Source organism: Sphingomonas sp. SORGH_AS_0438 (assembly GCF_031453475.1).
Lineage (GTDB): Bacteria > Pseudomonadota > Alphaproteobacteria > Sphingomonadales > Sphingomonadaceae > Sphingomonas.
This window is the reverse complement of the sequence record NZ_JAVIZS010000001.1, coordinates 3,382,011-3,403,330: the sequence shown is the minus strand read 5'-3', so window position 1 is coordinate 3,403,330 and position 21,320 is coordinate 3,382,011. Positions and strand designations below refer to the sequence as shown.

Below are 21,320 nucleotides of genomic sequence, written 5' to 3'. Positions count from 1 at the left end.
GACGCATCCCTTCGCGCGGCAAGGTCTATGGTCATTCGGATGCGACCGGGCTATGGGCGCGCCCATCCCATCCCCTTGCCGCCAGGAAGCGCCCATGCGCATCGCCATCGCCGCCGATCATGCCGCCGTCGCCCTCAAATCGGGGCTGGCCGCCTGGCTGGCGGAGCAGGGGCATGAGGTGATCGACCTGGGCACGCATGGCGACGGCCGCGTCGACTATCCCGACTATGGCTATGCGCTGGCCGAGGCGATCGCCGACGGCCGGGCCGAGCGCGGCGTCGCGCTGTGCGGCTCGGGCATCGGCATCTCGATCGCCGCCAACCGCCATCCCGCCTGTCGCTGCGCCCTGGTGTCCGAGCCGCTGTCGGCGACGCTCGCCCGCCAGCACAACGACGCCAACGCCATCGCCATGGGCGCGCGCCTGACCGGCGAGGATATGGCCAAGGCCTGCATCACCGCCTTCCTGACCGCCGATTTCGAGGGCGGTCGCCACCAACACCGGGTCGAGAAGCTGGGCGCCGCCCTCTTCGCCGCCCCCTCTCAACAGGACCATGCCGCATGAGCAGCCAGCCCCTTGATACCGTGAGCGCGCAGCCCGAGGGCTTCTTCACCCGCGACCTGGCGGACGCCGACGCGGCGGTCTTCGCCGGCATCGCCCAGGAACTGGAGCGCGAGCAGACCCAGATCGAGCTGATCGCCTCGGAGAACATCGTCTCGCGCGCCGTGCTGGAGGCGCAGGGCTCGGTCTTCACCAACAAATATGCCGAGGGCTATCCGGGCAAGCGCTATTACCAGGGCTGCGCCCCGTCCGATGTGGTCGAGCAGCTGGCGATCGACCGCGCCAAGCAGATCTTCGGCTGCGGCTTCGTCAACGTCCAGCCGCATTCGGGCGCGCAGGCGAACGGCGCGGTGATGCTGGCGCTGGTCAAGCCGGGCGACACGATCCTGGGCATGAGCCTGGACGCGGGCGGCCACCTGACCCATGGCGCGCGCGCCGCGATGTCGGGCAAGTGGTTCAACGCCGTGCAATATGGCGTCGACCCGGTCACCCACCTGATCGATTACGACCAGGTCGAGGCGCTGGCGGTCGAGCATAGCCCCAAGCTCATCATCGCCGGCGGCTCCGCCTATCCGCGCGTCATCGACTTCGCCCGCTTCCGTGAGATCGCGGACAAGGTCGGGGCCTATTTCATGGTCGACATGGCGCATTTCGCCGGCATCGTCGCCGCCGGCCTGCACCCGACCCCGTTCGGCCATGCGCATGTCGTCACCACCACCACGCACAAGACGCTGCGCGGTCCGCGCGGCGGCATGATCATGACCGATGACGAGGCGCTGGCGAAGAAGATCAACTCGGCGGTGTTCCCAGGCCTCCAGGGCGGCCCGCTGATGCACGTCATCGCCGCCAAGGCGGTGGCGTTCGGCGAGGCGCTGCGCCCCGACTATAAGGGCTATATCGCCGCCGTGGTCGAGAATGCGCGGGTGCTGGCCGCCACGCTGAAGGAGCGCGGCGCGGACGTGATCGCGGGCGGCACCGACACGCATCTGGCCCTGATCGACCTGCGTCCGCTCGGCATCACCGGCCGCGACGCGGACGAGGCACTGGAGCGGGCGGGCATCACCTGCAACAAGAACGGCATCCCCAACGATCCGCTGCCCCCGGTCAAGACCAGCGGCATCCGCGTCGGCTCGCCCGCCGGCACCACGCGCGGCTTCGGCCCGGCCGAGTTCCGCGAGATCGGCCATATGGTCGCCGACGTGCTCGACGGCCTGGCCAAGAAGGGCGAGCATGGGGACCCGGAGGTCGAGGCGGACGTTCGGACGCGTGTGCGCGCGCTGTGCGCACGCTTCCCCATCTATCAAGGATGATCCGGATGAGCAGCTTCGAAGACAAGATCAATGCGGTTCCCGAAACGGTGAAGAACACGCCTGGCTTGGGCAAGTCGATGGCGAAGTGGGCGGCTATCGGTGCCGTGGTTGCCATTCCGCTGCCATTCACGGTACCTTTGGGCGCGGTGGCCGGTGCTACCTATGCGTATTGGAAACGTGACAAGAAGAAGGCCTGAATGCGCTGTCCCTTTTGCGGCCATGACGACAGTCAGGTGAAGGACAGCCGCCCCACCGAGGATGGGGCGGCGATCCGGCGCCGGCGGCAGTGCGAGGGCTGCGCGGCGCGCTTCACCACCTTCGAGCGGATCCAGCTACGCGAACTGACCGTGCTGAAGAGCGAGGATCGGCGCGAGCCGTTCGACCGCGAGAAGCTGATGCGCTCGGTCGCGATCGCCGCGCGCAAGCGGCCGATCGAGCCGGCGCGGATCGAGAAGCTGGTCACCGGCATCCAGCGCCGGCTGGAGACGCTGGGCGATACCGAGGTGACCTCCGCCCGGATCGGCGAGATGGTGATGGACGGGCTGAAGGGCCTGGATTCGGTCGCCTATATCCGCTTCGCCAGCGTCTATCGCGATTTCAGCGAGGCAAAGGACTTCGAGGCCTTTGCCGGACAGGTCGAGGAAGCCGGACAGGTCAGCGACGCCACGCGGGGATGATGGCGGCGGGGTGAAAGGCCGGCTTGCCCGCTGCGACGCTTGGTGTGGCGCAGACGGTGTGTCCTGCCGTCATGCCCGCGACGATCTACCATAGACGTGCGATTGGCTTACGCCGCCGGAGCTTTGCAGGATCGCCCCCCGCCAACGCTCCGCTTCGGACAGAGCGTGACCTTAGCCCATCACCGGGCCATCCCGGCGAAGGCCGGGATCCAGTTGGGCGAGCCTGGCCACTCTTTCGAAAGGCTCCGTCACTGGACCTCGGCCTCCGCCGGGGTGGAGCGTGATGGGAGGGAACCGTCGAGTTTTGCAACGGCCCCGCCCTTGCCCGGACGGTGTAGCGCGCTCTGAAGAGAATCTCACTCGAACGCGGCATAGGCCACAGCCCACAAGCCTAAACCCTCGCAGACTTGATCCAACGCCCGGACCAGCCGGAACCCCGATCAGAAGCGGAAGGCGGTGCCCACATAGACCGCCTGGCTGTCGCGGTGGTCGTCGACGCGGGTCAGGCGCTCGCGATCCGAGCGATAGCGCAGCCCGGCGGTGACATCGAGATTATGCGTGAGCGAATAGGACCCGCCCAGATCGACCGAATAGCTGGGCAGCTCGGCGATCGCCCGCGGCGTCCCCTCGATCGGGCGATCGGCGGCGGCCTTGACCCGGCCGGACCAGCGATTGCCGGTATAGCTGACCGCGACGTCCGCGCCCTCGCGCCCGCCCGGCAGGCCCTGCAGATCGACGCGCGTCACGTCGCCGGCCAGCGCGAACCGCTTCCAGCCCACCGCCGCGCCCAGATTATAGGCGATCGGCGCCAGGCCGACGACGGTCGAGTTGCTGGCGAGATCGGTGCGCCCGCCTTCGGTGGCGCGGATCGAGCGGGCCCGCACCGCCACCGTCACCGCGCGCGTGTCGCGACGCGTATCGGCGGGGGTGAAGTGGAAGCCGTTGGGGTCGAAGCCGCCGCGCGCCAGCAGCGCGGCGAGTCGCGGATCGCCCGATGCGGGGGTGAAGCCACCGACGCTGCGCAGGGTCGACCGCTTGATCGGCTTGGCCGCGGTCCGTTCGGACGCGCCGAATGCGGGCGCAACGACGGCGCCGAGAGCGACCAGCGCCCCCGCAGCGATCCCGACGATGAAGCGCCCCGCCCTCATGTCATTCCCTTATCGACCCGTGACGAACCATCGCCCGGCAACTCTATGTAGCATGGTTTGATCCGGCGTCGCCACCTTGTCAGACCAATTTCATACCGCCTGTTGCATCCATCCCACAGCCCCGCCCCCGCCGGACGACCGGTCAGACGGATTCGGGCGCGCCTTGCTAGGCATGGCGGCGGGCGGTACAGGCCGGAGGGCACGCCCTTCCTGCGCAGGATTCATCGTATATGTTCCGCCGTACCGCCCTTTTGATCGCGGCCACCGCCGCGCTGTCGCTCACCGCCTGCGGCGGCCGCAAGAGCGGGTTGCCGAGCGGCGACCTGGCGGCCAGCAAGGTCACGACGATCGGCGTCAATTCCTATCTGTGGCGCGCCGCGCTCGACACGCTGAGCTTCATGCCGCTGGTCCAGACCGATTCGAACGGCGGCGTCATCGTCACCGACTGGTATGTGAACCCGCAGGTGCCGACCGAGCGGATGAAGGTGACCGTCACCATCCTGGACCAGGACCTGCGCGCCGACGCGGTGCGCGTCGCGGCGCTGCGCCAGGTGAACCAGGGCGGCCAATGGGTCGCCGCGCCCGTCCAGGCCGCGACCACGCAGAAGCTGGAGGATTTGATCCTGACCCGCGCCCGCGACCTGCGCCGCACCTCGATCGCGGGCTGAAGGCGCACCTCATGACCAATACGCGCTTCAACGCGCTGAAGGCCGACGCCCATTGGCAGCGCGTCTGGGACGAGCGGCAGAGCTTCGCCGCCGATGCCGCCTCGACCAAGCCGCGCGCCTATGTGCTGGAGATGTTCCCCTATCCCTCGGGGAAGATCCATATGGGCCATGTCCGCAACTATACGATGGGCGACGTGCTGGCGCGCTATCGGCGGATGACCGGGCATGAGGTGCTCCACCCGATGGGCTGGGACGCGTTCGGCATGCCGGCCGAGAATGCCGCGATGGAAAAGGGCGTCCATCCGGGCAACTGGACCCGCGCCAACATCGCGACGATGAAGGCGCAGCTGAAGCGGCTGGGCTTCGCGCTCGATTGGAGCCGCGAACTCGCCACCTGCGAGCCGGACTATTACGGCCACGAACAGGCGCTGTTCCTCGACCTGTTCGCCGCCGGCCTGGTCTATCGCAAGGAGTCGACGGTCAATTGGGACCCGGTCGACATGACCGTGCTGGCCAATGAGCAGGTGATCGACGGGCGCGGCTGGCGCTCCGGCGCACTGGTCGAGAAGCGCAAGCTGAACCAGTGGTTCCTGAAGATCACCGACTTCGCCGACGAACTGCTGGAGGGGCTGGAGAGCCTGGACCAGTGGCCCGACAAGGTGAAGCTGATGCAGGAGAACTGGATCGGCCGCAGCCAGGGCCTGCAATTCCGGTTCCGGCTGTCCGATGGCGGGTCGGTGGAGGTGTTCACCACCCGCCCCGACACGATCTTCGGCGCCAGCTTCGTCGCGGTGGCGGCGGACCATCCGATCGCGCAAGCGCTGGCGGCCGGCAATGAGGCGGTCGCCGCCTTCGTCGCCCGCTGCAAGCAGGGCGGCACCACCGCCGCCGAGCTGGAGACGCAGGAGAAGCTGGGGTTCGACACCGGCCTGACCGCGCAGCATCCGCTCGACCCGAACTGGCAACTGCCGGTCTACATCGCCAATTTCGTGCTGATGGACTATGGCACCGGCGCGGTGTTCGGCGTGCCCGCGCACGACCAGCGCGACATGGATTTCGCGCGCAAATACGCGCTGCCGGTCCAGCGCGTCGTCGCCGATGGCGAGGCGACCGCCGCGCTGTTCGAGGGCGACACCGCCTTCACCGGGGCGGGCACGATCGTCAACTCGCACTTCCTCGACGGCCTCGCCATCGAGGAGGCGAAGCGCCAGGTGATCGCGCGCGCCGAGGCGGAGGGCTGGGGCCAGGGCTCGACCGTCTATCGCCTGCGCGACTGGGGCGTCAGCCGCCAGCGCTACTGGGGCACGCCGATCCCGATCATCCATTGCGACGCCTGCGGCGCGGTGCCGGTGCCCAAGGACCAGCTGCCCGTGGTGCTGCCCGAGGACGTGTCCTTCGCCATCCCCGGCAATCCGCTGGACCGGCATCCGAGCTGGAAGGACGTCGCCTGCCCGAATTGCGGTGCCGCGGCGCGTCGGGAAACCGACACGCTCGACACCTTCGTCGATTCGTCCTGGTATTTCATCCGCTTCGCCAGCCAGCCCCGGGATCGCCCGTTCGATCCGGCAGAGGCGGCGCAGTGGCTGCCGGTGGGCCAGTATATCGGCGGCGTCGAGCATGCGATCCTGCACCTGCTCTATGCCCGCTTCTGGACGCGTGCGTTGAAGCATATCGGCCAGCTCGACATCGCCGAGCCGTTCGCCGGCCTGTTCACGCAGGGCATGGTCACGCACGAGACCTACAAGTCGTCGGACAATCGCTGGCTGGCGCCCGAGGATGTCCGCGATGGCATCGAGATCGCGACCGGCCAGCCGATCACCATCGGCCGCATCGAGAAGATGTCGAAGTCGAAGAAGAACACGATCGATCCCGAACCGATCGTCGACCAATATGGCGCCGACGCGGTCCGCTGGTTCATGCTCTCCGACTCGCCGCCCGAGCGCGACCTGGAGTGGAGCGAGAACGGCATCGAGGGCGCGTGGCGCTTCGTCCAGCGGCTGTGGCGCCTGGTCGGGCAGGCCGAGGCACCGGCGGAGGGCGAGGACGTCGCCTTGCGCAAGCTGGTCCACCGCACCACGGCGGGCGTCGCCGAGGCGATCGAGGGGTTGCAGTTCAACAAGGCGGTGGCGCTGCTCTACACGCTGGCCGGCGCGATCGAGAAGGCCGCCCCCTCCGCCGACCGGCGCGACGCGATCGCGACCATGGTGCGGCTGTCCGCGCCGATGGTCCCGCATCTGGCCGAGGAGGCCTGGGCCACGAGCGGGCAGGACGGGCTGATCGCCGATGCCGCCTGGCCGGTGGTCGATCCGGCGATGCTGGTCGATGACGAGGTGACGATCGCGGTGCAGGTCAACGGCAAGTTGCGCGACACGCTGGTCTTCGCCAAGGGCGCGGCCCGCGAGGATGTCGAGGCGGCGGCACTGGCCAGCGACAAGATCGTCCGCATCCTGGAGGGCAAGGCACCGCGCAAGGTGATTGTGGTGCCCGACCGGCTGGTGAACATCGTCGCATGACCCGCCATCTCGCCCTTTCCGCGCTGGCGCTGGCCGCGACCCCGCTGCTCGGCGGCTGCGGCCTGCATCCGCTCTATGCGGGCGGCGCGGCCGGACCGGTCGCGAAATCGCTCGCCGAGGTCGAGGTCGCGCCGATCGAGGGCAAGGCGGGCTGGCTGGTCGGCAATGCCTTGCGCGACCGGCTGGGCGCGACGGGCACGCCGCGCTATCGGCTGACGGTGCGGCTGGACGACCAGATCAGCGGCCTGGGCGTACGCGGCGACGATTCGATCACGCGCGAGCGGCGGATATTGCGCGCGCGCTATCAGCTGACCGACCTGTCGGACAACCGGACGCTGCTCGACGCGACCGCCGGCTCGGATGCCGGGATCGACGTGGTCCAGTCCGAATATGCGACGATCGCGGCGGAGAACAGCGCGCTCGAACGCCTCGCCAAGATCGTCGCGGACGAGATCGTGACCAGCGTCGCGATCACCGCGCGCAACCGGGCCAAGACGCCCAGCACGGGGCAGTGACGCGGTGAAGGCCAATGCCGGCCAGATCCGGCAGGCGCTCCAGTCTCCCCGGCGCGACGTCCGCTTCCACCTGTTGCATGGACCGGACGAGGCGGGCGCGCAGGCGCTGGCAGCCCTGCTCGGCAAGGCGCTGGGGCCGGAGGCGGAGCGGATCGACCTGGAGGGCGCGGCGCTACGCGCCGATCCGGCGCGGCTGGCGGACGAAGCGGCGTCGATGTCGCTGTTCGGTACGCCGCGCTGGGTGCGGATCACCGGCTTGGGCGAGGAAAGCCTCGCCGCCGTCACCGCCCTGCTCGAACTCGAAAGCGGCACCAATCCGGTCGTGGCGATCGCGCCGGGGGTGAAGACCAGCGCCAAGATCGTGAAGCTGGCGCTCGACCATCCGCGCGCCATGGCCTTTGGCTGCTATCCCCCGACCGCGCAGGATGCCGAGAAGCTCGCCGCGCAACTGGCGCAGGACCAGGGGATGCGCGTCGCCCCCGGGGTCGCCGCGCGGTTGGTCGAGTCGGCGGGCGGCGACCGGTCGGTGTTGGCGCGCGAGGTCGAGAAGCTGGCGCTCTATCTGGACGCCGCGCCGGACCGGCCGCAGGAACTGACTCTGGCGGCGCTGGACGCGGTCGGCGCGGATCTGGACGAGGGCGAGACCTTCGCGCTGGTCGACACGCTGATCGAAGGACGGCCGGACCTGCTCGCCAGCGAATTGGGGCGGCTGGCGGAGGCGGGCGGGTCGCCCATTCCCTGGCTGCGCCAGGTGGCGCGCCGACTGGTGTCGCTTGCCGAGATGCGCGCGGAAATGGCCACGGGCGAGCCGGTCGAGGCGGTGATGAAGCGCCACCGCGTCTTCTTCAAGGAGGAGGCCGCGACCGCGCGCCATCTGCGCCGCTGGACGCCCGCGATGCTCGCCAACGCGCTCGCCCGCGTCCGCCGGGCGGAGCGCGCGGTGATGGCGCCGGGCAATGCCGGCGGCGTGCTGGCCGACGATGCGGCGCTGTCGCTCGCGCGGGCCCTGGCGCGGCGGCGGTAACGAGCCGTCAGGCGTTCCGGATCACCCGTACGCCCGCACGAAGAACACGATCGTCGTCGCCGCCGTCACCAGCAGCGTCCAGCCACGCACCACCGACGCCGGCAACGCCTTGCCCAGCGACGCGCCCAGCCAGCCGCCAAGTAGGCCGCCGACCAGCATCGGCAGGCACAGCTGCCAGCGCACCAGCCCGGTGGCCATGAAGACCAGCGCCGCCGCGAAATTCGCCACCGCCAGCATCAGCGTGCGCGGCGCGAACATCGACCTCACCGATTCGCCCGCCAGCAGGCCATAGGTGGCGGTGGTCATGATGCCGACGCCGCCGCCGAAATAGCCGCCATAGGTGCCCAGCACCGCCTGCACGATCATCAGCGTCGATGTGCCGATCGTCACCCGGTCGCGCAGCCAGTCGCCGGCCCGGCGCCCGAAGGCGATGGCCAGGAAGGCGATCAGCAGCAGCCATGGCACGATCACGTCGAAGGCGCGGCCCGGCGTCGCGACCAGCAGCACGCTGCCCAGCAGCCCGCCCGCGAAGGTGATCGCCGCCAGCACGCGCACCGATACGCCGCCCACGGGGCGCAGCTCGTCGCGGAACGCCCAGGCGCTGGCCCAGGCCCCCGGCATCAGCGCCAAGTTCGACGTGGCGTTGGCCACATTGGCCGGCGTGCCGAGCCCGAGCAGCGCCGGCATGGTGGCGAAGGTGCCGCCCCCCGCCAGCGCGTTCATCCCGCCGCCGACCAGGCCGGCAACGGCCGCGAGCGCCATCGCGCCGGCATCGATCACCGCCGCCCGCCCCGGATCAGGCGGCGGCGGTTTCGGTCGGGGCCTGGGCGGCCGCGTCCGCCGCCGCCTCGCGGTCGCGCTCGGCGCGCGACTTCTTCTCGGCGGCGGTCTTCAGCTGCCCGCAGGCGGCGTCGATGTCGCGGCCGCGCGGGGTGCGGACGGGGGCGGAAATGCCCGCCTCGAAGATGATGTCGGAGAATCGCCGCACCCGCTCCGGCGTCGACGTGTCATAGGGCGCGCCGGGCCAGGGGTTGAAGGGGATCAGGTTGACCTTGGCCGGCAAGCGATACTTGCGCAGCAGGCGGACCAGCTCGTGCGCCTCTTCGTCCGAGTCGTTCTTGTCCTTCAGCATCACATATTCGAAGGTGATGCGCCGGGCATTGTTCGCGCCCGGATAGTCGGCGCATGCCTGGAGCAGCTCCTCGATGCCGTATTTGCGGTTGAGCGGCACGATCTCGTCGCGCACCTCCTTGGTCACCGCATGGAGCGACACCGCCAGGTTAACGCCGATCTCCTCGCCGGCGCGCGCCATCATCGGCACCACGCCGCTGGTCGACAGGGTGATGCGCCGCTTGGACAGGGCCAGGCCATCGCCGTCCATCACCAGCTTCAACGCGTCGCGGACATGGTCGAAATTATAGAGCGGCTCGCCCATCCCCATCATCACGATGTTGGTGAGCATCCGCCCCTCCGGCTGGGACGGCCATTCGCCCAGCGCGTCGCGCGCCAGCATCACCTGGCCGACGATCTCGCCCGCGGTCAGGTTGCGCACCAGCCGCATCGTGCCGGTGTGGCAGAAGGTGCAGTTGAGCGTGCAGCCGACCTGGCTTGACACGCACAGGGTGCCGCGATCCGCATCGGGGATGAACACCGCCTCGTAATCCTGCCCGTCGGGCGAGCGGAGCAGCCATTTGCGCGTGCCGTCGGTCGACACCTGCGCCTCGACCACCTCGGGCCGGCCGACCACGAATCGTTCGGTCAGCCAGGGATGCTGCGCCTTGGCGATGTCGGTCATCTGCGCGAATTCGGTCGCGCCGCGATTGTAGAGCCAATGGAAGATCTGCTTGGCGCGCAGCTTCGCCTGCTTGGGCTCCAGCCCCGCCGATTCGAGCGCGGCGCGAATCTGGTCGCGGGTCAGGCCGATCAGGTCGACCCGCCCGTCGCTGCGAGGTGCGGCCGCGCGGGGCACGGGCACGGGATCGACATGCCCCGGAATGGGCATCAGGTTCGCGGCTGTCTGCATCGCGCGCCTATAGCCGATCCGCGAGGCTTTTTCCACTGTCTCACGGAACCATCCGGACCGGTGGCTTCGTCGGGCCTTTCTATCGTCCCGCACAGGCCAGGATCGCCGCATCGATCGCGGTGGCCGCGCCGCGCAGGGCATAGCTGTCGGCGAAGGGGCGGCCGCGCACGCCGACCGTCTCGATGCTCATGCTGCGCGCGCCGCGCAGCGCCGCGACGATCGCCCGGTCGCTTTCCGCATCGGTGGCGAAGGCGTCGACGCCGTTGCCGACCAGCGCGAACCGGCGCTCGCCGACCGTCAGCGTGACGGGCGCGGAGCGGTCGCGCTCGCGGCTGAGCCGGACGTGGAGCGAGGCGCGCAGGCCCCGCCCCGCGCTCGCCTCGGTCCAGCGCGCGACGCTGGCGAAGGGGCGCCAACGCGACGCGCCACCCGCCGAGGCGGGGCCGGCGATGGCATAGCAGCGGTCGCGGTCGCGGAACGCGCCCCAGCTGCGCCACACGCCGATCGTCTCGCGCGCCGCCACCGGCCCGGCCGCGATCAGCCAGAGGGTCGCCAGCAATCCCATGTGTCGCGCCATCCTCATGCGCGGGCATGTCGATCCTCGGGCGGAGCGATGCAACGGCAAACCGCGTTGAACCGCCAGATTCGGCTGGCTGACGCAGGGAGGAACGCTTGCTCCTCCCGGTCAATCGGCTAGGACTGCAATCCAAATCGGCCGAAGTCGGGCCTGGGGGATGATATGAAGGCGACGATCGAACGCGCGACGCTCCTGAAGGGGCTGAGCCATGTGCAATCGGTGGTGGAGCGCCGCAACACCATCCCCATCCTGTCCAACGTCCTGCTCGAGGCGACCACCGACGGCCATCTGAAGATGATGGCGACCGACCTCGACCTGCAAATTAACGAGCAGGTGTCCGCCGCGGTCGACCAGCCCGGATCGACCACCGTGTCCGCGCACACGCTGTTCGACATTGCGCGCAAGCTGCCCGAGGGGGCGCAGGTGTCGCTGTCCGCCGCCGAGGGGCGCATGACCATCGTCGCCGGCCGCGCCCGCTTCTCGCTCGGCACGCTGCCGCGCGACGATTTCCCGGTGATCGCCGAGGGCGAGCTGCCGACCCAGTTCGAGCTGCCGGCCGAGACGCTGAAGCAGATCATCGACAAGACGCGCTTCGCCATCTCCACCGAGGAGACGCGCTATTATCTGAACGGCATCTTCCTGCACGTCGCCACCGACGGGCCGGAGCCGGTGCTGAAGGCGGCGGCGACCGACGGCCACCGGCTGGCGCGCGTCACCATGCCGCGTCCCGAGGGCGCCGAGCAGATGCCGGACGTGATCGTGCCGCGCAAATGCGTCGCCGAGCTGCGCAAGCTGCTCGACGAGGTGGACGGGTCGGTCGGCGTGTCGCGCTGTCGGGCACCAAGATCCGCTTCGACCTGGGCCGGGCGATCCTGACCTCCAAGCTGATCGACGGCACCTTCCCCGATTATTCGCGCGTCATCCCGACCGGCAACGACAAGATCCTGAAGCTCGACCCCAAGAGCTTCATGGAGGGCGTCGACCGCGTCTCCACCATCGCGACCGAGAAGACCCGCGCGGTGAAGATGGCGCTGGACCGCGACAAGATCACCCTGTCGGTCAGCAGCCCGGAAAACGGCACGGCGGCCGAGGAAGTGCCCGGCGAATATACGTCGACGCCGTTCGAGATCGGCTTCAACAGCCGCTACCTGCTCGACATCCTGGGCCAGATCGACAGCGACCTGGTCGAGGTCCACCTGGCCGACGCCAGCGCGCCGACGCTGATCCGCGAGAACGACAAGGCGCCCGCGCTGTACGTGCTGATGCCGATGCGGGTGTGACCGCACGCGGTTCGGGCGGCAGCCCGGCGAGGAAGGAGTTCGATCATGGAAGCCTATGACATCCGCGATGCGGCCGATCGGCTCGACGAACTGGTCCGCCGGGTCGAGATCGGCGAGCAGATCGAGATCGAGCGGGGTGGCATGATCGTCGCCCGGCTGGCGCCGGTGCCGACAGCGGCGGCCTTCGATCTCACCCGACTCGATGCGCTGGCCGCGACGCTGCCCTTCGATGCGAACGACAGCGTCGCGGCAATGCGGCGCGAGGCACGCTACTAGTGATCTATTGCGACACGTCGCTGATCGTCGCGGCGTTGACCAATGAACCGCATAGCGAGCGGGCGCGCACGTGGCTGCGATCCGTGCCGGCCGATCCGCTGGCGATCAGCGCCTGGACGCTGACCGAGGTCGCAAGTGCCCTGGCGATGAAGTATCGGCGCGGGGTGCTGGACGATGCCGCGCTGGCATCCATCGATGCCGTGTGGACGGAGTTCCGCCTGGCGCGCTGCTCGATGCTGTCGATCGACGAATCGCATTTTCGCCAGGCCGCCGATCTGGTGAACACGCCGCCACGCGGCCTGCGCGCGGCCGATGCCTTGCATCTTGCCGTCACGCTGCGCGCCGGGGCCGCGCTCGCGACCTTCGACCACGACTTGGCCGCGTCCGCCATGGCACGCGGAATCGCTGTTCATTCCTGACCCCGCCCCTTGCTCGACCGCCTCACCCTCAGCGATTTCCGCAACCATGACGCGCTGAGCCTCGCGCCCGGCCCCGGCTTCGTGGTGCTGACCGGCGCGAACGGGGTGGGGAAGACCAATGTGCTGGAGGCGGTGTCGCTGCTCACGCCCGGTCGCGGGCTGCGCCGCGCGCCGCTGGCGGCGATGGCGCGGCAGGGGGGGCCGGGCGGCTGGGGCGTGGCGGCGACGGTCGCGGGCGTGGAGCTGGCCACCGGCACCCAGGCCCCCGCGCCGGATCGCCGCATCGTCCGCATCCAAGGCGCGACCGCCACCGCGACCGGGCTGACCGAGTGGATCACGCCGCTCTGGCTCACCCCCGCCACCGACCGGCTGTTCGTCGAGCCGGCGGGGGAGCGGCGGCGCTTCCTCGACCGGCTAGTGCTCGCCCTGTCGCCGGCCCATGCCAGTCATGCCAGCCGCTACGAGGCGGCGATGCGCGAGCGCAACCGGCTGCTGGCGGGCGAGCATCCTGCCGATCCCGAATGGCTGACCGCGCTGGAGGCGCGCATGGCCGAGCATGGCGCGGCGCTCGACGCGGCGCGGCTGGAGACGGTCGCGCTGCTCGCCGAACGGCTCGACGCGGCGGCGGCGGGGGCCTTTCCCCATGCCCGGCTGCACCTGCTGGGCGAGCCGGTGCAAGTCGAGTCCTTCGCCCGCGCGCTGACGCTGGGCCGCCGCCGCGACGCCGCCGCCGGCCGCACGCTGATCGGCCCGCATCGCGCCGACCTGTCGGTCGTCCACCGCGAGAAGGCGCAAGGCGCGGCGCTCGCCTCGACCGGCGAGCAGAAGGCGCTGCTGATCGGCATCGTCCTCGCCCATGCCGAGCTGGTCGCGGAACGGACCGGTCGCGCGCCCGTGCTGCTGCTCGACGAAGTCGCCGCGCATCTCGACCCCGGCCGGCGCGCGGCGCTGTTCGCGCGGCTGGACGGGCGCGGGCAGACCTGGATGACCGGCACCGAGGCGGCGCTGTTCGCCGACCTTTCCACGGAAGCGACGCGCATCGAATTATAGCGCCCGCTCGACTTTGCGCGCGAGACGCGGAAAAGGGAGCCTATGTCTGCCTCCCCCGCCCCCAAGCCGGTCATCGTCCTGGTCCGCCCGCAATTGGGCGAGAATATCGGCAAGGCCGCGCGCGCCATGCTCAATTTCGGCCTGACCGAGCTGCGGCTGGTGGCGCCGCGCGACGGCTGGCCCAATCCCCAGGCCGGCCCCGCCGCCTCCGGCGCGGACCTGGTGCTGGAGGGGGCGACGCTGTTCGATTCGGTCGCCGAGGCGGTGGCGGACTGCGCCCATGTCTATGCCACCACGGTGCGCAAGCGGGGCGTGACCAAGCCCGTCGTCACGCCCGAGGAGGCCGCCACCGCGATCCAGGCCGAACCGGGGCGCAGCGCCTTCCTGTTCGGGCCCGAGCGATCGGGGCTGGAGACCGACGATGTCGCGCTGGCCCGCACCATCGTCACCGTGCCGATCAACCCGGAGTTCGGCAGCCTGAACCTGGCGCAGGCGGTGATCCTGGTCGCCTATGAATGGTCCAAGCACCAGTCGCTGGCCCAGCCGCCCGAAACCGACCTGCCGCCCCCGGCCCCGCAGGGCGAGCTGGAGGGGATGATCGGCCAGCTCGATTCGATGCTGGAGGCGGCGCATTTCTACTTCCCGCCCGAGCGCAAGGAGACGACCCGCCGCACGCTGCGCACGCTGCTGACCAAGCCGGGCTGGTCGAGCCAGGAGGTCCGCACGCTGCGCGGCGTGCTGTCGGCGCTGGAGGGCGCGAAGCTGCGGCGCGGCCGTGCGGAGGAATCAGCGGGTGCGGTCGAACCGGTCGAGCTCATAGGCGATCGAGGCCTCGACCAGCCGCTCCCATAGGTCGGCGATCACCGCCGCCGGCAGGCTGAGCCGCTCCGCCTCGACCCGGGCATGGGCGATGACCTCGGCCTTGCGCGCCTCGTCGCGCACCGCGCCGCGCGCCGGTTTGATCCGCGCGGCCGCGTCCATATAGGCGAAGCGCCGGGCGAGCAGCGCGACCAGTTCGCGGTCGAGCGCGTCGACGCCGGCGCGGACCTCGGTCATGGTGGTGCAGTCGGGGCCGGGCAGGATCGTGTCGGACATGGGCGCCGCTCTAGCGATGCCGGTCGGCTCCGCCAATGCGGCATCACGATCAGGCTTTGCATTCGCCTGGGATTTCAGGTCATATCCCCTGTCTCTTTTTCAGGGAAAACCGCCCATGTTCATGCTCTTGCTGTCTGCCGCCCTTGCCGCCCAGACGATCGCGCCGGAAACACCCGCCGCCGCGCCCACGCCGGTCGCGACCGAGAAGCCGGTCTGCCGCAAGGAGGTGCCGCTCGGCTCGATCATGGCCAAGCGCACCTGCCACAGCAAGGCGGAGTGGGCTGAGATCGACAGCGCCAATGCCGGCGCGGCGGAGAACGCCCGGCGCATCAATGGCGGACGGACCGGCGCACCGCGCTGATCCCGTCCGCCCCGGCGCCAGCTTGACCCGTCAGCTTGACTCCGGGGCCGCCTGCGGCTAGGCGCGCCCCTTCGCAATCGGCCCCGCATCCCGGTGAAGCGGCGGCCCTGCTCTCCTGCGCATGAGAATCCTCATTCGTCCGAGTCGCGGAGCGATACCGGGACCAACGTTGTTGTCAGTTGCAAGGAATTACGATGTCGAAGCGCCACAGCGCCAAGCACAAGCTCGATCGCCGTCTTGGCGAGAACATCTGGGGCCGCCCCAAGTCGCCGGTCAACAAGCGCGAATACGGCCCCGGCCAGCACGGCCAGCGCCGCAAGGGCAAGGTCTCCGACTATGGCATCCAGCTGCGCGCCAAGCAGAAGCTGAAGGGCTATTACGGCGACGTCACCGAGAAGCAGTTCAAGCAGTGCTACCAGGAGGCCGCCCGCATGAAGGGCGACACCTCGCAGAACCTGATCGGTCTGCTGGAGCAGCGCCTGGACATGATCGTCTATCGCGCCAAGTTCGCGCCGACGATCTTCGCCGCCCGCCAGCTGGTCAGCCACGGCCACATCCGCGTCAACGGCGTGAAGTGCAACATCGCGTCGCGTCGCTGCTTCGTCGGCGACGAGATCACGCTGGGCACCAAGGCCAAGGAAATGGCGCTGGTGCTCGAGGCGCAGAACCTCGCCGAGCGTGAAGTGCCCGATTATGTCGCGCCGGACGGCAACGCCAAGATCACCTTCGTTCGCGTCCCGACGCTGGACGAGGTGCCCTATCCGGTGAAGATGGAACCGAACCTGGTCGTCGAGTTCTACTCGCGCTAACCGACGGTTCGACCACGAGCACGAAAACGGGCGGTCCCCCTGGCGGGGGCCGCCTTTTTTCGTGCCTTTTCATTTGCTCGGCGCGGCGACCCCGGCCACATCATGGGGCGCATCCAGGAGACACCATGCGCCTCACCATCCTTGCCCTGCTGGCCACCGTCGCAACGCCCGCCCTTGCGCAGACCGCGCCCACGCCCGCCATCTCGCTAGAGACGCTGAAGACCGTCACCCAGACGCTGTCGTCCGACGCCTATGAAGGTCGCGCACCGACCACGGCGGGCGAGGAGAAGACGGTCGCGTACATCATTGAGCGGTTCAAGGCGGCGGGGCTGAAGCCCGGCAATCACGGCGCATGGACTCAGGCCGTGCCGATGGTCGAGATCACCGCCACCGACATGTCGCCGATGACCTTCACCGTGCCGGGCAAGCCGGCGCAGCGCCTGGCCTATCGCACCGACATGGTCGCGGGCACCTATCGCGTCACGCCGTCGGTCGCGGTCAAGGACAGCCCGGTCGTCTTCGTCGGCTATGGCATCACCGCGCCGGAAAAGGGCTGGGACGATTATGCCGGCGTCGACGTGAAGGGGAAGACCGTCGTCATCCTGATCAACGACGCCGACTGGCAGACCATGGGCCGCGAGGGGCCGTTCGAGGGCCGGGCGATGACCTGGTACGGCCGCTGGCCCTATAAGTTCGAGAATGCGGCCAAGCATGGCGCCGCCGCCGCGATCATCGTCCACCAGACCGAACCGGCCGCCTATCCCTGGGCAGTGGTGCAATCCTCCTGGACCGGGCCGCAGCTCGAACTGGACGAGAAGGGCGATCACCTCGACCAGAGCCAGGTGATCGGCTGGATGCAGCTGCCCCAGGCGCAGGCGCTGTTCGCCGCATCGGGCCGGGATTTCACCGCCCTGGCCGAGGCGGCGACGCACAAGGGCTTCAAGGCGGTGCCGCTGGACGCGCGCATGTCGCTCAGCTTCCGCAACACGATCCGGCGGCAGGCGTCGAAGAACGTCATCGGCGTGCTGCCGGGCACCGCGCAGCCCGACGACTATGTCCTCTATTCGGCGCATTGGGACCATCTGGGCCGGTGCGATCCGGTCGATGGCGACGATATCTGCAACGGCGCGGTCGACAATGCCTCGGGCGTCGCTGGGCTGGTCGCGCTGGCCGAGGCGCAGGCCAAGGCGGGGCCGGCGAAGCGCTCGATCGGCTTCCTGGCGGTGACGGCGGAGGAGTCGGGGCTGCTCGGCTCGCGCTATTATGCGGAGCATCCCATCTATCCGCTCGGCCGCACGGTCGGCGGGGTCAATATGGACGTGCTCAACGTCAACGGCCTGGCGCGCGACTTCGTGATCGCGGGCGCGGGCAAGTCGGAGCTGGAGGATCTGGTCAAGCCGATCGTCGCCGGCGAGAATCGCGTGATCGGGACCGAGAGCAATCCGGAACGCGGCGGCTATTACCGGTCCGACCATTTCTCCTTCGCCAAGCTGGGCGTGCCGATGCTCGACGCCAATTCCGGCCAGGACCTGGTGGAGGGCGGCACCGCCGCCGGCCATGCCAAGGCCGAGGATTATGTCGCCAACCGCTATCACAAGCCGGCGGACGAATATGATCCGAAATGGGACTGGTCGGGTGCGCTGTCCGATCTGCGGATCTACTACAAGCTCGGCCGGATGCTGGCGGATGGCAATTCGTGGCCGAACTGGTATCCGACCGCCGAATTCCGCGCCATTCGCGACCGTAGCCGAGACACCGCACGATGACCGACCAGACGACCACCGCCTCCACCACCCCGCCGCCGCCCGCCGAATGGGCACCGCATTCGGCGGTGTGGATCGGCTTTCCCAGCCATCCCGAACTCTGGGTCGAGGATCTGGAGCCGGCGCGTGCGGAGGTCGCCGCCTTCGCTCGTGCCGTCCATGCCGACGGGCGCGGCGAGACGGTGATCCTGGTCTGCGCCAATGCCGAATCGGCCGCCGCCGCCGCCGCGCTCGCGCCCTTCGCGCAGGTCGAGGTGCAGCCCTTCGGCGACATCTGGCTGCGCGACACCGGCCCGATCCTGATCGGTGACGGCCAGGCGCGCGATTTCGACTTCAACGGCTGGGGCGGCAAATACGACCTGCCCGGCGACGACACGATCGGGATGCGGCTGGCGCAGACGCAGGGCCGCAAGGTCGGCTATTGCAACTGGGTGCTGGAGGGCGGCGCGATCGACGGCGACGGCACCGGTACGGTCGTCACCACCGAGCAATGCCTGCTCAACGCCAATCGCAACCCGACGCTGACCCGCGACCAGATCGTCGCGCGGCTGGCCGAGGATCTGGGGCTGACCCGCGTGGTGTGGCTGGGCGACGGGCTGCTCAACGACCATACCGACGGCCATGTCGACAATCTGGCGCGTTTCGTCGGCGAGGGCCGGGTCGCGATCCCCGAGGCGGCGGAGAATGATCCCAACTGGCAGGTCTATCAGGCCGCGCACCGCACGCTGACCGCGGCGGGGCTGGAGGTCGTCACCCTCCCCTCGCCCGGCCGGGTGATCCGCGACGACGAGATCGTGCCCGCCAGCTATATGAACTTCTATATCGGCAACGCCGCCGTGGTCGTGCCGCTCTATGGCGCGGAGAATGACGATGCGGCGGTGGCGGCGGTGCAGGCGCTATTCCCCGACCGGCAGGCGGTGGGGCAGCGCGCCGACCATATCCTGACCGGCGGCGGCAGCTTCCACTGCATCTCGCAGCAGATTCCCGCCTGATCCGCCCAGGAAGCGGGTGACGGACGCCGCCTGAACCCTTATCTGGGCGCGCATGACCGAAATCACCGTCGCCGCGCTCCAGCTCGCCTTTTCGGCGGATATCGATGCGAACATCGCCAACGTCTCGCGCCTGGTGCGCGAGGCGCATGGCCAGGGGGCGCAGGTGATCCTGCCGCCCGAACTGTTCGAAGGCGAATATTTCTGCCGCGTCGAGGATGAGAGCCTGTTCACCAATGCTAGTCCGGTCGGCGAGCACAAGGCGGTGCTGGCGATGCAGGCACTGGCCGAGGCGCTGAAAGTGTGGATCCCGACCAGCTTCTTCGAGGCGGACGGCCCCCATCATTACAACAGCCTGGCGATGATCGGCCCGGACGGCGAGGTGCGCGGCGTCTATCGCAAGAGCCATATCCCGGACGGACCGGGCTATGAGGAGAAATTCTACTTCCGCCCCGGCAATACCGGCTTCAAAGTGTGGGACGGCCCCTCGGCGAAGCTGGGCGTCGGGGTCTGCTGGGACCAATGGTATCCGGAGACCGCGCGCGCGATGATGCTGATGGGGGCGGAACTGCTCTTCTATCCCACCGCGATCGGCAGCGAGCCGCACGACACGTCGCTCGACACCGCGCGACTGTGGCGGCGGGCGATGGTCGGCCATGCGGTGTCGAACGTCGTGCCGGTGATCGCCGCCAATCGAGTCGGCACCGAACATGGCCAGACCTTCTACGGCACCAGCTTCATCACCGACGAGCGCGGCGACATCCTGGCCGAGCTGGACCGCGAGGAAGAGGGCGTGATCGTCGCGACGCTCGACCTCGACCGGGTCAAGCGCCACCGCGCCGCCTTCGGCTTCTTCCGCGACCGGCGGCCGGAGCTGTACGGCCGGCTGGTGCAGGATATCTGAACTAGAGCGGTTTCCGATCAGGTTGGATCATCGGCACGGCGGTGATTTCGGTTCGGGGCAAGGCGCGCGAAGGGAGCGATGCCGAAGCATCGTGACCGACAAGCAACGCCGCCCCGGATCGAAAGCGCCCCGCCGCGAAGCGGTCGCCCGCAGGGCGATGAGGGTAGTTCAACCTGGTGGGAAACCGCTCTAGCCCGCCATCTCCGCCCGCAGCGCCACCGCGCGGGCGAAGACGGCCTCGAACATCGGCGTGGTGAGGCGGCCGGTATTCTGGTTGTAGCGCGAGCAGTGATAGCTATCGATCAGCACCCGGCCATCGGGCATGACATGCTCCGCCAGATGACCGAAGCGCGCCTTGGGCAGGCGACCACCCATCACCTTCACCGCTGACTGGTGCGCGATCTGGCCGAGCGCGACGATGATCCGCACCTGGGGCAGGGCGGCGAGCTGGCCCTCCAGAAACGGTCGGCAGTTGCGGATTTCCTCCGGCAGCGGCTTGTTCGCGGGGGGCAGGCACTTGACCGCATTGACGATCGCCGCGCCGCTCAGGTGCAGGTCGTCGCCCGGATCGGCGGTGAAGGTGCCCCCCGCCAGCCCATATTTGCGCAGCGTTCCGAACAGCAGGTCGCCGGAATAATCGCCGGTGAAGGGCCGCCCGGTGCGGTTCGCGCCCTGCTTGCCGGGCGCCAGGCCGACGATCGCCAGCCAGGCCTCCGGGTCGCCAAAGGCGGTGACCGGCGCGTTCCACCAGTCCGGATGCTCGGCGCGCAGCGTCTCGCGCAGCGCCACCAGGCGCGGGCAGCGCGGACAGTCGTGCGGCGGTTCGGTCTCCGGAATGGGTGAGGATGCGGATGCGGTGATTTGCGGGTAAGCGCTGGCCATGACGCGTACAACCTATGCGATCGCGCTCGGCTCCAACAGAAGCGGGCGCGCCGGCCGGCCGGAGGCGATGGTGGCCGCCGCCGCCGCGCGGCTGGGCGCGCATCATGTGTCGCCGATCATCCGCACGCCACCGATCGGCCCCTCGATCCGCCGCTTCGCCAATGCCGCCGCTTTGGTCGACAGCGATCTTGCCCCCCCGGCGATGCTCGCCTGGCTGAAGGCGATCGAGCGCGACCTCGGCCGGCGGCGCGGACGGCGCTGGGGCGCGCGGCCGATCGACCTGGACATCATCCTGTGGTCGGGCGGGACATGGCGCGCGCGCGACCTGACGATTCCGCACGGCGCCTTCCGATCGCGCGACTTCGTGCTGGTCCCGCTGGCCACCGTCGCGGGCCGCTGGCGCGATCCGGTGACCCATCGCCATATTCGACAATTGCGCACGATGGTTGACCGCCGCCGCCCCTGTCCCTAGTCACGC

General features: G+C 69.4%; 24 protein-coding genes and 1 pseudogene. 19 read left to right on the top strand and 6 right to left on the bottom strand.

Features of this window, described 5'->3' with window-relative positions:
- Window positions 1-94 precede the first annotated feature (94 nt).
- The 4 genes from rpiB to nrdR are packed head-to-tail and all read left to right on the top strand — an operon-like array spanning window position 95 to window position 2,546.
- Entirely contained in the window at window positions 95-562 is a 468-nt protein-coding gene (rpiB, locus tag QE452_RS16075) for a ribose 5-phosphate isomerase B (protein ID WP_309659274.1), read from the top strand.
- Window positions 559-1,869, top strand: a complete 1,311-nt coding sequence (gene glyA, locus QE452_RS16070) for a serine hydroxymethyltransferase (protein ID WP_309659275.1) — start codon at window positions 559-561, stop codon at window positions 1,867-1,869. Before rpiB ends, glyA begins: the two co-directional genes overlap by 4 nt.
- Window positions 1,870-1,874: 5 nt before the next feature.
- Entirely contained in the window at window positions 1,875-2,066 is a 192-nt protein-coding gene (locus QE452_RS16065; protein ID WP_125994424.1) for a hypothetical protein, read from the top strand.
- Entirely contained in the window at window positions 2,067-2,546 is a 480-nt protein-coding gene (nrdR, locus tag QE452_RS16060; RefSeq protein WP_125994423.1) for a transcriptional regulator NrdR, read from the top strand.
- Between the two features lie 440 nt (window positions 2,547-2,986).
- On the opposite strand, the gene QE452_RS16055 is transcribed toward nrdR, so the two are convergent.
- Window positions 2,987-3,694, bottom strand: a complete 708-nt coding sequence (locus tag QE452_RS16055; RefSeq protein WP_206433160.1) for a hypothetical protein — start codon at window positions 3,692-3,694, stop codon at window positions 2,987-2,989.
- 230 nt (window positions 3,695-3,924) lie between these two features.
- Between QE452_RS16055 and QE452_RS16050 the strand changes: the two genes are divergently transcribed.
- From QE452_RS16050 to holA, 4 genes are read left to right on the top strand one after another with little or no spacing between them, the layout of a single operon-like run.
- Complete coding sequence (locus QE452_RS16050; protein WP_125994422.1) at window positions 3,925-4,362, top strand: DUF3576 domain-containing protein; 438 nt, start codon at window positions 3,925-3,927, stop codon at window positions 4,360-4,362.
- Between the two features lie 11 nt (window positions 4,363-4,373).
- Window positions 4,374-6,875, top strand: coding sequence for a leucine--tRNA ligase (gene leuS, locus QE452_RS16045; protein WP_309659276.1), 2,502 nt, complete (start codon window positions 4,374-4,376; stop codon window positions 6,873-6,875).
- Window positions 6,872-7,390, top strand: coding sequence for an LPS assembly lipoprotein LptE (lptE, locus tag QE452_RS16040; RefSeq protein ID WP_309659277.1), 519 nt, complete (start codon window positions 6,872-6,874; stop codon window positions 7,388-7,390). Before leuS ends, lptE begins: the two co-directional genes overlap by 4 nt.
- Before the next feature lie 4 nt (window positions 7,391-7,394).
- A complete protein-coding gene (gene holA / locus QE452_RS16035; protein WP_309730368.1) occupies window positions 7,395-8,414 on the top strand; it encodes a DNA polymerase III subunit delta in 1,020 nt (339 codons plus the stop codon).
- Window positions 8,415-8,435: 21 nt separating this feature from the next.
- Here holA and QE452_RS16030 read toward each other — a convergent pair whose 3' ends face one another.
- The 3 genes from QE452_RS16030 to QE452_RS16020 all read right to left on the bottom strand — a co-directional run bounded on the left by QE452_RS16030 (window position 8,436) and on the right by QE452_RS16020 (window position 11,002).
- Complete coding sequence (locus tag QE452_RS16030; protein ID WP_309659279.1) at window positions 8,436-9,194, bottom strand: sulfite exporter TauE/SafE family protein; 759 nt, start codon at window positions 9,192-9,194, stop codon at window positions 8,436-8,438.
- Window positions 9,195-9,210: 16 nt separating this feature from the next.
- The gene (rlmN, locus tag QE452_RS16025) at window positions 9,211-10,437 is read right to left on the bottom strand and encodes a 23S rRNA (adenine(2503)-C(2))-methyltransferase RlmN (RefSeq protein WP_125994418.1); all 1,227 of its coding nucleotides are present in this window, start codon (window positions 10,435-10,437) and stop codon (window positions 9,211-9,213) included.
- A 79-nt stretch (window positions 10,438-10,516) separates the two neighbouring features.
- On the bottom strand, window positions 10,517-11,002 hold the full coding sequence (locus tag QE452_RS16020) for a hypothetical protein (RefSeq protein WP_309659280.1): 486 nt from the start codon (window positions 11,000-11,002) through the stop codon (window positions 10,517-10,519).
- 174 nt (window positions 11,003-11,176) lie between these two features.
- Between QE452_RS16020 and dnaN the strand changes: the two are divergent.
- The 5 genes and pseudogenes from dnaN to QE452_RS15995 all read left to right on the top strand — a co-directional run bounded on the left by dnaN (window position 11,177) and on the right by QE452_RS15995 (window position 14,891).
- Window positions 11,177-12,294: pseudogene (gene dnaN, locus QE452_RS16015) on the top strand (DNA polymerase III subunit beta).
- 45 nt (window positions 12,295-12,339) lie between these two features.
- Window positions 12,340-12,570, top strand: coding sequence for a hypothetical protein (locus QE452_RS16010; RefSeq protein ID WP_309659281.1), 231 nt, complete (start codon window positions 12,340-12,342; stop codon window positions 12,568-12,570).
- On the top strand, window positions 12,570-12,989 hold the full coding sequence (locus QE452_RS16005; protein ID WP_309659282.1) for a type II toxin-antitoxin system VapC family toxin: 420 nt from the start codon (window positions 12,570-12,572) through the stop codon (window positions 12,987-12,989). Before QE452_RS16010 ends, QE452_RS16005 begins: the two co-directional genes overlap by 1 nt.
- A 9-nt stretch (window positions 12,990-12,998) precedes the next feature.
- Window positions 12,999-14,039: a DNA replication/repair protein RecF gene (recF, locus tag QE452_RS16000; RefSeq protein WP_309659283.1), complete on the top strand. Its 1,041-nt coding sequence runs from the start codon at window positions 12,999-13,001 to the stop codon at window positions 14,037-14,039.
- Window positions 14,040-14,081: 42 nt separating this feature from the next.
- Window positions 14,082-14,891, top strand: a complete 810-nt coding sequence (locus tag QE452_RS15995) for an RNA methyltransferase (RefSeq protein ID WP_309659284.1) — start codon at window positions 14,082-14,084, stop codon at window positions 14,889-14,891.
- On the opposite strand, the gene QE452_RS15990 is transcribed toward QE452_RS15995, so the two are convergent.
- Complete coding sequence (locus QE452_RS15990) at window positions 14,826-15,134, bottom strand: chorismate mutase (RefSeq protein WP_309659285.1); 309 nt, start codon at window positions 15,132-15,134, stop codon at window positions 14,826-14,828. The two genes, QE452_RS15995 and QE452_RS15990, sit on opposite strands and share 66 nt — an antisense overlap.
- A 115-nt stretch (window positions 15,135-15,249) precedes the next feature.
- Between QE452_RS15990 and QE452_RS15985 the strand changes: the two genes are divergently transcribed.
- The 5 genes from QE452_RS15985 (at window position 15,250) to aguB (ending at window position 19,960) form a co-directional block, all read left to right on the top strand.
- Window positions 15,250-15,495, top strand: coding sequence for a hypothetical protein (locus tag QE452_RS15985; RefSeq protein ID WP_309659286.1), 246 nt, complete (start codon window positions 15,250-15,252; stop codon window positions 15,493-15,495).
- A 194-nt stretch (window positions 15,496-15,689) separates the two neighbouring features.
- The gene (gene rpsD / locus QE452_RS15980) at window positions 15,690-16,304 is read left to right on the top strand and encodes a 30S ribosomal protein S4 (RefSeq protein WP_125994410.1); all 615 of its coding nucleotides are present in this window, start codon (window positions 15,690-15,692) and stop codon (window positions 16,302-16,304) included.
- A gap of 125 nt (window positions 16,305-16,429) precedes the next feature.
- Window positions 16,430-18,070, top strand: coding sequence for a M28 family metallopeptidase (locus QE452_RS15975; protein WP_309659287.1), 1,641 nt, complete (start codon window positions 16,430-16,432; stop codon window positions 18,068-18,070).
- A complete protein-coding gene (locus tag QE452_RS15970) occupies window positions 18,067-19,059 on the top strand; it encodes an agmatine deiminase family protein (RefSeq protein ID WP_309659288.1) in 993 nt (330 codons plus the stop codon). The genes QE452_RS15975 and QE452_RS15970 overlap by 4 nt, the downstream gene beginning before the upstream one ends.
- A 52-nt stretch (window positions 19,060-19,111) precedes the next feature.
- Window positions 19,112-19,960 (top strand): N-carbamoylputrescine amidase, encoded by an 849-nt coding sequence (gene aguB / locus QE452_RS15965; RefSeq protein WP_309659289.1) that lies wholly within the window; start codon window positions 19,112-19,114, stop codon window positions 19,958-19,960.
- 189 nt (window positions 19,961-20,149) lie between these two features.
- Here the strand turns inward: aguB and QE452_RS15960 are convergent, their stop codons facing one another.
- Complete coding sequence (locus QE452_RS15960; protein ID WP_309659290.1) at window positions 20,150-20,842, bottom strand: uracil-DNA glycosylase; 693 nt, start codon at window positions 20,840-20,842, stop codon at window positions 20,150-20,152.
- On the opposite strand from QE452_RS15960, the gene folK reads away from it, so the two are divergent.
- Complete coding sequence (folK, locus tag QE452_RS15955) at window positions 20,841-21,314, top strand: 2-amino-4-hydroxy-6-hydroxymethyldihydropteridine diphosphokinase (RefSeq protein WP_309659291.1); 474 nt, start codon at window positions 20,841-20,843, stop codon at window positions 21,312-21,314. The two genes, QE452_RS15960 and folK, sit on opposite strands and share 2 nt — an antisense overlap.
- Window positions 21,315-21,320: the final 6 nt, after the last annotated feature.

Excerpts from the sequence above, each read along its gene's own strand:
- rpiB (WP_309659274.1), top strand. The coding sequence starts at position 95 with ATGCGCATCGCCATCGCCGCCGATCATGCCGCCGTCGCCCTCAAATCG.
- glyA (WP_309659275.1), top strand. The coding sequence starts at position 559 with ATGAGCAGCCAGCCCCTTGATACCGTGAGCGCGCAGCCCGAGGGCTTC.
- QE452_RS16065 (WP_125994424.1), top strand. The coding sequence starts at position 1,875 with ATGAGCAGCTTCGAAGACAAGATCAATGCGGTTCCCGAAACGGTGAAG.
- nrdR (WP_125994423.1), top strand. The coding sequence starts at position 2,067 with ATGCGCTGTCCCTTTTGCGGCCATGACGACAGTCAGGTGAAGGACAGC.
- QE452_RS16055 (WP_206433160.1), bottom strand. The coding sequence starts at position 3,694 with ATGAGGGCGGGGCGCTTCATCGTCGGGATCGCTGCGGGGGCGCTGGTC.
- QE452_RS16050 (WP_125994422.1), top strand. The coding sequence starts at position 3,925 with ATGTTCCGCCGTACCGCCCTTTTGATCGCGGCCACCGCCGCGCTGTCG.
- leuS (WP_309659276.1), top strand. The coding sequence starts at position 4,374 with ATGACCAATACGCGCTTCAACGCGCTGAAGGCCGACGCCCATTGGCAG.
- lptE (WP_309659277.1), top strand. The coding sequence starts at position 6,872 with ATGACCCGCCATCTCGCCCTTTCCGCGCTGGCGCTGGCCGCGACCCCG.
- rlmN (WP_125994418.1), bottom strand. The coding sequence starts at position 10,437 with ATGCAGACAGCCGCGAACCTGATGCCCATTCCGGGGCATGTCGATCCC.
- QE452_RS16020 (WP_309659280.1), bottom strand. The coding sequence starts at position 11,002 with ATGGGATTGCTGGCGACCCTCTGGCTGATCGCGGCCGGGCCGGTGGCG.
- QE452_RS16010 (WP_309659281.1), top strand. The coding sequence starts at position 12,340 with ATGGAAGCCTATGACATCCGCGATGCGGCCGATCGGCTCGACGAACTG.
- QE452_RS15995 (WP_309659284.1), top strand. The coding sequence starts at position 14,082 with ATGTCTGCCTCCCCCGCCCCCAAGCCGGTCATCGTCCTGGTCCGCCCG.
- QE452_RS15990 (WP_309659285.1), bottom strand. The coding sequence starts at position 15,134 with ATGTCCGACACGATCCTGCCCGGCCCCGACTGCACCACCATGACCGAG.
- QE452_RS15985 (WP_309659286.1), top strand. The coding sequence starts at position 15,250 with ATGTTCATGCTCTTGCTGTCTGCCGCCCTTGCCGCCCAGACGATCGCG.
- rpsD (WP_125994410.1), top strand. The coding sequence starts at position 15,690 with ATGTCGAAGCGCCACAGCGCCAAGCACAAGCTCGATCGCCGTCTTGGC.
- QE452_RS15975 (WP_309659287.1), top strand. The coding sequence starts at position 16,430 with ATGCGCCTCACCATCCTTGCCCTGCTGGCCACCGTCGCAACGCCCGCC.
- QE452_RS15970 (WP_309659288.1), top strand. The coding sequence starts at position 18,067 with ATGACCGACCAGACGACCACCGCCTCCACCACCCCGCCGCCGCCCGCC.
- aguB (WP_309659289.1), top strand. The coding sequence starts at position 19,112 with ATGACCGAAATCACCGTCGCCGCGCTCCAGCTCGCCTTTTCGGCGGAT.
- folK (WP_309659291.1), top strand. The coding sequence starts at position 20,841 with ATGACGCGTACAACCTATGCGATCGCGCTCGGCTCCAACAGAAGCGGG.
- QE452_RS15960 (WP_309659290.1), bottom strand. The coding sequence starts at position 20,842 with ATGGCCAGCGCTTACCCGCAAATCACCGCATCCGCATCCTCACCCATT.